Source organism: Hymenobacter sp. (assembly GCF_035709525.1).
Classification (GTDB): Bacteria; Bacteroidota; Bacteroidia; order Cytophagales; family Hymenobacteraceae; genus Hymenobacter.
On record NZ_DASTEP010000198.1, the window covers coordinates 1 to 2,441 of the forward strand.

Sequence of the window (2,441 nt, forward strand, 5' to 3'; positions counted from 1 at the left end):
GGAGTTAGTTCACCGATCGAGATGCTTCGACTCCGCTGCGCTGCGCTCAGCATGACGGGCGGGTGGTTTCAGCACCCTCAAAATACCCCCATCCAAGCGTGCAGCTTTTTGCCCGAAAAGCCCTCTTTCGCCCATGGCGGCGTAATTTCAGCCCCGCACAACCATCTTCTTTTTAGTTTTTCGCATGACTCAACACGTTGCCCGCCGCGCGGGCTTAGTAGCGGCTTTTTCGCTGCTGGCCAGCGCCGCCTGGGCGCAGTTTGGCCCCGGCACCCAGTGGACCAAAGACGGCTACGGCTACTTTCAGGTAAAGCAGGACGAGATAGTGGAGCTCGACGCCCGGCAGGCCGGCAAGTCGCGCACGCTGCTCAGCAAGCAGCAGCTCACGCCCGCCGGCCAGGGCGAGCCGCTGAAGGTGCGCCGCTTCGCCCTCTCCGACGATGGCAAGCTGGCGCTGCTCAACACCAACACCAAGCGCGTGTGGCGCTACGACACGCGCGGCGACTATTGGGTGTATAACACCCTCACCAACAAGCTGACGCAGCTCGGCAAGGGCCGCCCCGAGTCGTCGCTGATGTTCGCCAAGTTCTCGCCCGACGGCACCCGCGTGGCCTACGTGAGCGAGCACAACCTGTACGTCGAAAACCTGGCCGACGGGCGCATCACGCAACTCACCAGCGACGGCACCGACAAGCTCATCAACGGCACCTTCGACTGGGTGTACGAGGAGGAGCTGGATTGCCGCGACGGCTTCCGCTGGAGCCCCGATGGCCGTAGCCTGGCCTACTGGCAGCTCGACGCCCGCAAGACGCCCAACTACCTGATGTTGAACACCACGGAGAAGCTCTACCCCTTCACCGTGCCCGTGGAGTACCCCGTGGTGGGCGAAGACCCGAGCCGCTGCCGCGTGGGCGTGGTAGCCGCCACCGGCGGCGAAACCAAGTGGATGAACGTGCCCGGCGATGCCGTGCAGCACTACATCCCGCGCATGGAGTGGGCCGGGGCCAACGAGCTGATTTTGCAGCAATTAAACCGCCGCCAGAACGAGAGTAAACTCATGCTCTGCACCACCGCCACCGGCGCGGTGAAGCCCATTTACAGCGAAACCGACAAGGCGTGGATTGATGCCAAAGACGGGGCCGTGGGCTGGAACTGGATAGAAGGCGGCAAAAGCTTTGTGTGGAGCAGCGAAAAAGACGGCTGGCGCCACCTCTACAAAGTAGACCGCAGCGGCAAAGAGCAGTTGCTGACGCCCGGCAGCTACGACGTGGTGAGCATCGAAAACATCGACGAAAAAGCCGGCACGATTTACTTCCTGGCCTCGCCCACCAACGCCACCCAGCGCTATCTCTACAAAGTGGCCCTGAAAGGCGGCAAAGCCGAGCGCGTGACGCCCCCCAACCTCAGCGGCACCAACGGCTACGACATCTCGCCCAACGGCAAAATCGCGCTGCACGACTACTCCAGCGCCAGCGCCTTCCCGGTGTCGGATGTGGTAAGCCTGCCCGCCCACCAGCGCCTGCACGGCGGCGAGGTGCCCGCCCAGGCCGCCAAAATGAAGCTGCCCAAAACTGAGTTTTTCCAGGTAAAAACCACGGATGGCGTGACGCTCGACGGCTGGATGGTGAAGCCCACCAACTTTGACCCCGCCAAAAAATACCCTATCGTGTTCATGGTCTACGGCGAGCCGGCCAGCCAAACGGTGGTTGACCGCTTCGGCACGGGCTTCAACCGCCTCTACCAGGGCAGCATGGCTGATGATGGCTACATCTACGCCTCGCTCGAAAACCGGGGCGCGCCCGCCCCGCGCGGCCGTGAGTTCCGCAAGGCCATCTACCACAACATCGGCGCTTTGAACATCCGCGACCAGGCGATGGGCGCGAAGGAAGTGCTCAAAAATGCCTACGTGGACACCAGCCGCGTGGCCGTGTGGGGCTGGAGCGGCGGCGGCTCCAGCACGCTGAGCCTGCTGATGCAGTACCCACAAATTTACAAAACGGGCATTTCGATTGCCGCCGTTGATAATCAGCTCAACTACGACAACATCTACCAGGAGCGCTACATGGGTTTGCTGCCCGAGGACCGGCACTACTTCGTTGACAACTCGCCGCTGGCCCACGCCAAAAACCTGCGCGGCAACCTGCTGCTCATCCACGGCACCGGCGATGATAACGTGCACTACAACAATGCCGAGCAGATGATAAACGAGCTTATCAAACACGGCAAAACCTTCCAGATGATGGCGTATCCCAACCGCACGCACGGCATCTCGGAAGGCGAGGGCACCAGCAAGCACCTGGCCGCTACGTACACCAAGTTTTTGAAGGAAAACTGCCCGCCCGGCGGGCGGTAGGTGTTCAACCGGGGGAACCTCACCCCCCGGCCCCCTCTCCAAAAAAGAGGGGGAGCCTGACGCCTTCACGATAGGGCGACAAAAACAG

Annotated in this window: 1 protein-coding gene; it reads left to right on the top strand. The window is 61.9% G+C overall.

From position 1 onward, the window contains the following. Positions 1–184: 184 nt before the first annotated feature. On the top strand, positions 185–2,353 hold the full coding sequence (locus VFO93_RS17655) for a S9 family peptidase (RefSeq protein WP_325135703.1): 2,169 nt from the start codon (positions 185–187) through the stop codon (positions 2,351–2,353). Positions 2,354–2,441: the final 88 nt, after the last annotated feature.

Excerpts from the sequence above, each read along its gene's own strand:
- VFO93_RS17655 (WP_325135703.1), top strand. The coding sequence starts at position 185 with ATGACTCAACACGTTGCCCGCCGCGCGGGCTTAGTAGCGGCTTTTTCG.